This window comes from Luteibacter sp. (assembly GCF_035539195.1).
Lineage (GTDB): Bacteria > Pseudomonadota > Gammaproteobacteria > Xanthomonadales > Rhodanobacteraceae > Luteibacter.
Genome location: NZ_DATLIW010000042.1, coordinates 158,698 through 164,711, shown reverse-complemented (window position 1 = coordinate 164,711; position 6,014 = coordinate 158,698). Strand labels below are relative to the sequence as shown.

7 protein-coding genes are annotated in these 6,014 nt (G+C 64.6%); 4 read left to right on the top strand and 3 right to left on the bottom strand.

The window, feature by feature from the left end; translation table 11 throughout:
- The first annotated feature begins 78 nt into the window (after nt 1-78).
- On the top strand, nt 79-1,188 hold the full coding sequence (locus VM621_RS19520; protein ID WP_325470633.1) for an RHS repeat-associated core domain-containing protein: 1,110 nt from the start codon (nt 79-81) through the stop codon (nt 1,186-1,188).
- A 357-nt stretch (nt 1,189-1,545) separates the two neighbouring features.
- Here the strand turns inward: VM621_RS19520 and VM621_RS19515 are convergent, their stop codons facing one another.
- From VM621_RS19515 to VM621_RS19505, 3 genes are read right to left on the bottom strand one after another with little or no spacing between them, the layout of a single operon-like run.
- Nucleotides 1,546-3,141, bottom strand: coding sequence for a PepSY-associated TM helix domain-containing protein (locus VM621_RS19515; protein WP_325470632.1), 1,596 nt, complete (start codon nt 3,139-3,141; stop codon nt 1,546-1,548).
- 4 nt (nt 3,142-3,145) lie between these two features.
- On the bottom strand, nt 3,146-3,409 hold the full coding sequence (locus tag VM621_RS19510) for a hypothetical protein (RefSeq protein WP_325470631.1): 264 nt from the start codon (nt 3,407-3,409) through the stop codon (nt 3,146-3,148).
- Complete coding sequence (locus tag VM621_RS19505) at nt 3,409-3,678, bottom strand: hypothetical protein (protein WP_325470630.1); 270 nt, start codon at nt 3,676-3,678, stop codon at nt 3,409-3,411. Before VM621_RS19505 ends, VM621_RS19510 begins: the two co-directional genes overlap by 1 nt.
- A 263-nt stretch (nt 3,679-3,941) precedes the next feature.
- Between VM621_RS19505 and VM621_RS19500 the strand changes: the two genes are divergently transcribed.
- From VM621_RS19500 to VM621_RS19490, 3 genes are all read left to right on the top strand, one after another.
- On the top strand, nt 3,942-4,376 hold the full coding sequence (locus tag VM621_RS19500) for a hypothetical protein (RefSeq protein WP_325470629.1): 435 nt from the start codon (nt 3,942-3,944) through the stop codon (nt 4,374-4,376).
- 70 nt (nt 4,377-4,446) lie between these two features.
- Nucleotides 4,447-5,076 carry a 16S rRNA (guanine(527)-N(7))-methyltransferase RsmG gene (rsmG, locus tag VM621_RS19495; protein WP_325470628.1) on the top strand — a complete coding sequence of 210 codons (630 nt, stop codon included), beginning with the start codon at nt 4,447-4,449 and terminating at the stop codon, nt 5,074-5,076.
- Between the two features lie 84 nt (nt 5,077-5,160).
- On the top strand, nt 5,161-6,012 hold the full coding sequence (locus VM621_RS19490; RefSeq protein WP_325470627.1) for a ParA family protein: 852 nt from the start codon (nt 5,161-5,163) through the stop codon (nt 6,010-6,012).
- Nucleotides 6,013-6,014 lie beyond the last annotated feature (2 nt).

Sequence of the window (6,014 nt, the reverse complement as noted above, 5' to 3'; positions counted from 1 at the left end):
TCGACTTTCTGCACTGGGATGACAGACAGCGGCACTTCGCCTACCTAGACTCCGCGCCCTCACCTACCCGATGGATGGATGTATGCGAAGGATTGCGCCTGGGGCGTTGTATGCGCTTGCCTTGTCGCTAACAACGACCGACGCACTGGCAGACGACGTCGCGCCATATGTCGAGTACGAGGTGAACCCGGCAATACGATTGCGATCGGTGATGCCACGCTCGCGCCTGATGCAGCCGGTCGCCTTGGCTCGGTGACGGAACAAGGCCGCTCGCTGGTGACGTACGGCTACGATGCAGCGGACCAGCGCATCCTGCGTACCGAGACGGCCGGCGCGAAGACCTCGTTGATCCTCTACGACGAAGCCGGCCACTGGCTCGCCGACTACGACAGCGCAGGCAAGATCACACGGCAGGCCGTGTGGATGGACAACTACCTCGTCGGCCTCGTCGACAACGGCAAGCTGCTCTACATCGAGCCGGATCACCTCGGCTCGCCGCGCGCGGTGATCGATCCGGTGAGGAAAGCCACGCTGTGGCGCTGGCGGCCGAGCGACGATCCGTTTGGTACGGCCTTGCCGGATGAAGACCCGGACGCGGACGGGGCGCGCTTCGTGTTCGATCTGCGCTTTCCGGGGCAGCGCTATGACGCGGTGACGGGGCTCTATTACAACTACTTTCGTGATTACGACGCGGCATCGGGGCGGTATGTGCAGGCCGATCCGATCGGGTTGGCTGGGGGGATTAATCCGTATCTTTATGCGAATGGGTCCCCGCTCAGGCACACCGATCCTTCGGGCGAGTTCGCATTCGTCGGTGCAGTCATTGGCGCTGCCGTGGAGGCTGCAGTCCAGGCATACGACAACTACAGCAACGGATGCGACCTTCTGGATTACCACAACTACAGCTTCACCAACATTGGCATTGCGGCGGCAGGTGGGGCGTTCGCACCGGGATGGCTATCCGTCGGAAAGAAAGCCTTTACGTCTGGCAAAGCAATATCAAAGCTTGCGTCTCAATTTCGCCGCTCGCAGACCGTGAATCGTTTGGTAAAGATTGACTCGCGAATCGTCGCCCATGAGGAAGCGATCAAGGACCTGCTCGTTCCGCAACTAGGCATCCAAGCGACGAGTGCGGTTTTTAAGAAGATCTACGGTGCCGGTGGAGATGCGTGCGGCTGCCGTCAATGAAGAAAAGGTGGATATACTTTCTCTTCTGCCTCCCGATTGGATTCGTACGAGACTGGATACAGCTCTATCTGAGCGGGCCGATAGTTGTTGCTGTGGCGCTGGCCTATTTCTTTGTCGCTCGGCTAATTGCCGATAGATTTGGACAATAGCGTCCGAACTGTGCGCCTGACGCATACAAGGGAAGCGTCAAGTATCTCGACGAAGCGCTCGGTTTGGACCCGACTTCGGAGCTACATGTCATCGCTTGTTTGACGGATGTAGCTTTTGCGGCTCTTGAAGAATGGGTGACGCCATCGCCGCTGAAGCCGCTCCCACAGAGGGAGAGCCGCTCTACCGGAATTTCCAGAATCAGGCTTGCTACGGTTTGGTCGACGCGGTTGCAGCGGCGACGGCCCGCTTCGACGACCAGACGCTGCACGGATCGCCTTCCACCGCGCGTTTGCGGGTGGCGACGCCGAGCCACGCAAACCCTACCCCCATGGCGATGGCGACAAGATCCACGCCGAGGACGGCGAAACGGCCGTCGGCCAACGTGCGCATCAGGCGATCGCCATGGATCGCCATGTCGAGCAGGCCGACGAGGGCGCTCACGGTGGCCGTGGCCCAGAGCAGGTCCACCGCGGCCTTGGCCGGGCGCCGCCAGAGGGTCCAGAGCACGGCGGCCGCGAACGCGGTGAAACACACCGGCTGGACGATCGCCTCCGGCGTGGCGCCGAACAGCGGACCGACCAGGTTAGCCAGGAAGGTGACCGAGATGGCGAAGCACGTGCCGATGCATACGCCGACGGTGGCGGTGGCCATGGCACGTACCTTCATCGGTTGCCCGGCCTGACGACGCTTACGCCGCGTCTCGATGTAAAGCAGGTTGCCGGAGTAGAACAGGAACGCACCGGCAAGACCGAGCAAGAAGTACAACCAGCGCAGCGACACATTGCCGAAGGATCCGAAGTGCAGGCCGAAGATGGCGGCATAGGTCGCATGATTGGCATCGCGCGCGCCGCTCACCTGCACCTGCAACACGTGGCCGTCGATGGCATCGAGCGAGACCATGCCGTATTCGCCAAGCGTCTTGGTCGAGGTGCCACGTACTTCGGCGGCAGCACCCTGCTGGCCGTAGTGCACGTAACGCATGTAGTCGGGTTCGAAGCTTGCGGCACCGGAGGCGAGAGCGGCCCGACGTGCACGGGCGCCGAGCTCGGCCGGCGTCAGCATCGCCGCGGTGCCGCCCTTGGCCGTCGCCTCCGGCATCGCGCCGGTCATGCGCTCGAACGCGGGCATGAGCTTGCCGTCGAAGGCCACCGTGTTGAACGCCATGAGCATGACCATGGTCAGGCAGAGCAGTGCGCCGGTGATGGCGAAAACGATGTGGAAGGGCAGGCTGAGGATGCCGATGACATTGTGCGCGTCCTGCCAGAGCCGCTTGAGGTTGTGACCGGGACGCAGGGCGAACAGTTCGCGTACGAGATGGGGCAGGTGGATCAGCAGACCGGTGAGCAGGGCCAGGCCATAGATCACGCTGACGATGCCCATCAGGTAGATGCCGATCGCGGGGATGCCGAGGTCGTAATGCAGCTCGTAGACGAAGTCGGCAAGCCCATGCTCGTGGTCTTCGGCATCGCGCGCGCCGGCTTCGTCGAGCGACTGGGTTCTCCAGTCGCCACCCTTGTCCATCCAGTAGGCGGCCACCTTGTGCGACGGATGATCGGCCGGGAAGGTCACGCCGATCTGATCGCGCGCACCGGGGTGCGTCGCGACGATGTCCTCGAGCATCTTCGCCGCGCGCTCCATCGCACCGGCGCGAGCCATCTCGGCGCGGGGCGATGCCCAGGTATCGATGTCGTCGTGGAACATGGTCAGCGCGCCCGCATAGAACGCGATGAACAGCGCGAAGCCGGCGAGCAGGCCGGTCCAGGTGTGGACGACGGTGAATGTGCGGATGGTCGAGGCCTTCATCGGATCAGAGCCCCGGCATCGTGTGCTTGGCGAGGATCAGCGCGCCGAACGCGACGAGGTTGGCGAGGACAAGCCAGGCCCAGGCGTGCGCACCGCTGCGGAACAGATACGTGGCACCCATGATCCCGGTCCATACCGGGAAGAAGGCGACCAGGAGAGGCAAGGTCACGGATTCGCTCGAGCCCGGCCAGACCCAGATCACGAAGGCGATCAGCGCCAGCGCCAGCGGCAGGCCGAGCAGGATGCCGGCGAAGGTCTTGGCCAGCATCAGCGCGGCTTCCGCTCGGCGGCGGGGCGGACGAGCCAGGCGACATAAGGAAAGACGACCGCGCCGAGCATCAGCGCGGCAAGCGCGGCGACCGTCCCGGGCAGCGACGTTTCCCCCGCGATCCAGGCGGCGAACGCGACGGCGGCGAGGACGCCGGCGGCGAGGCGGGCCCCGCGCCCGAGCGGACGGCTCAACAGGCGCTGGTTCGGCGCGGCCAGGTAAGCAAGCGCCATGGCGACGAAGGCCGCCGCGCAGCCGAGAAGATTCATTCGGGTGACCGGGGAAATGATTGATTGATAATTATTATCATTTAGCGCCGGGGCGTCAATTTCATACGGGGGCCCCGGCTGGTCAACAAATCGCCAGCTGCTCAAGTTTTGACCAAACCGACCGTTAACTGAATACGGGGGGTTGGTAAAACTAGCGTTAACCCCATCGTTAAATTAGAATTAACACCTCACGAATCACCGCGTTGGCGCGTCTCGCCATGCGGTGCGACAGGAAAACACGATAACTCGTTGATATCGCAGCCATGTTGACCACTATCCTCATTGCCACCACGGTCGTTGCCTTCGCTCTTGCGGCGGCTTCGGTGCGACGCATCCCGGAAGGTCAGGTCTACAGCGTGCGCCGGTTCGGCCGCTCGCCATCGCTGCTCACCGCCGGCACCCACGTGCTCGTGCCGGTCATCGACCGCGTTTTCCACAAGATCGACCTCGGCGGCCAGGTGCTGCGTTTCGACGGCGGCACGGTCTATTGGCAGGTGCTCGAGCCGGAAGCGGCCGACGAAGTGTTCGATGAAGCCCCTGAGATGATCCGTAGCAACGTCGTCGCCGCCCTGCGCGACGCCAGCTCGGCCCATTCGGCGGATCGCCGCGCCGTCGGCACCCAGCTCAAGCACACCATGAACGGCTCGCTGCGTTCGCGCGGCATGCTGGTCACCCGCGTCGAGCTGGACGCCGCCTGATCCCCGGCGCTGGCGCCTTCGCGCCGGCGCTTTCATACTCTTGCGCCCCATCGCCTTTCCCCGGTGTCGCATGACTGCGCGCGAAGCCCTGCAAACCCAGCTCGAACGCGGTATCGCCACGCTCGGCACCGCCCTGCCCGAGGGCGCCGTGATGCGCCTGCTCGATTACCGGGAGCTGCTGGAGCGCTGGAACTCGGCATACAACCTCACCGCCGTGCGCAATGCGGACGAGATGGTAGCGCGCCATCTGCTCGATTCACTGGCCATCGTGCCCTTCGTCGAAGGGGCCACCCTCGCCGACCTGGGCACCGGTCCGGGGCTGCCGGGCATCCCGCTGGCGATCGCCGAGCCTGCGCGTGAAGTGCTGATGGTCGACTCCAACGGCAAGAAGGTCCGCTTTCTTCGCGAGGCGATCCGCTCACTGAAGCTGACCAACGGGCGCGCGCTGCAGAGCCGGGTCGAGGATGTGGAGGGAACGTTCGACTGCATCACCGCCCGCGCCTTCGCCAGCCTCGCCGACATGCTTGGCTGGGGCGGACACCTGCTGGCGCCGGGTGGCGTATGGCTTGCGATGAAGGGGAAGCATCCGGCGGAGGAACTGGATGGGGTGCCGGCCGGGTTTATCGTCGAGGGGATTCATGCGTTGACGGTGCCGGGCGTCGAGGGCGAACGGCATCTGGTCGTTATTCGCCGGGCGTGATCGCCAGCACCCTTCGCCGCTGAAGCGGCTCCCACACAGTGCTACGCTAGCGCCCCTTCCGCGCTCGGTAGATAACGACCCTCCATGGCCCGCATCCTCGCAGTCGCCAACCAGAAAGGCGGCGTCGGCAAGACCACCACCTCCGTCAACCTCGCTGCGGCCCTAGCCGCCGCGCGGCGCAAGGTGCTGCTTGTCGACCTCGATCCGCAGGGCAACGCCACCATGGCGTCGGGCGTGGACAAGCACGAGGCCAAGCCGAACGGCTGCGAAGTGCTGCTCGGTGAAGTGGAGATCGGCAGCGTGCTGGTGCGCACCGAGGCCGGCTACGACCTGCTGCCGGGCAATGGCGATCTCACTGCCGCCGAGCTGAAGCTGATGGACGGCATGGCGCGCGAGCACCGCCTGAAGGAACAGCTCGCCAAGGTCGCGGACAACTACCACACCATCCTGATCGACTGCCCGCCTTCGCTGCACCTGCTGACGCTCAACGCGCTCACCGCGGCCGACGGCGTGCTCATTCCGGTGCAGTGCGAATACTTTGCGCTGGAGGGGCTGTCGAGCCTGCTCGATACGATCAAGGCCGTGCGCATGCGCCTGAATCCGGAGCTCGAGGTCGAGGGCCTGCTGCGCACCATGTACGACGTGCGCAACAACCTCGGCAACGAGGTCTCGGCCCAGCTCACCCAGCACTTTGGCGACAAGGTGCTGCGCTCGATCATTCCGCGTAACGTGCGCCTGGCCGAGGCGCCCAGCCACGGTCAGCCGATCCATCTTTACGATCGCGGGTCGCGTGGCGCCATCGCCTACATCGGCCTCGCCGGCGAGATCATTCGCCGCGAACGCGCCATGCACGCGGCACAGGGCGCGGCAAGCGATACCCCCGAGACCGACGACGCGGCGCCCGACGCCACGGACACGGCCCCGACGGCACCTTAAGG

What these genes read in the sequence shown, in the direction of transcription:
- VM621_RS19520 (WP_325470633.1), top strand. Translation starts at nt 79, where the DNA reads ATGTATGCGAAGGATTGCGCCTGGGGCGTTGTATGCGCTTGCCTTGTC.
- VM621_RS19515 (WP_325470632.1), bottom strand. Translation starts at nt 3,141, where the DNA reads ATGAAGGCCTCGACCATCCGCACATTCACCGTCGTCCACACCTGGACC.
- VM621_RS19510 (WP_325470631.1), bottom strand. Translation starts at nt 3,409, where the DNA reads ATGCTGGCCAAGACCTTCGCCGGCATCCTGCTCGGCCTGCCGCTGGCG.
- VM621_RS19505 (WP_325470630.1), bottom strand. Translation starts at nt 3,678, where the DNA reads ATGAATCTTCTCGGCTGCGCGGCGGCCTTCGTCGCCATGGCGCTTGCT.
- VM621_RS19500 (WP_325470629.1), top strand. Translation starts at nt 3,942, where the DNA reads ATGTTGACCACTATCCTCATTGCCACCACGGTCGTTGCCTTCGCTCTT.
- rsmG (WP_325470628.1), top strand. Translation starts at nt 4,447, where the DNA reads ATGACTGCGCGCGAAGCCCTGCAAACCCAGCTCGAACGCGGTATCGCC.
- VM621_RS19490 (WP_325470627.1), top strand. Translation starts at nt 5,161, where the DNA reads ATGGCCCGCATCCTCGCAGTCGCCAACCAGAAAGGCGGCGTCGGCAAG.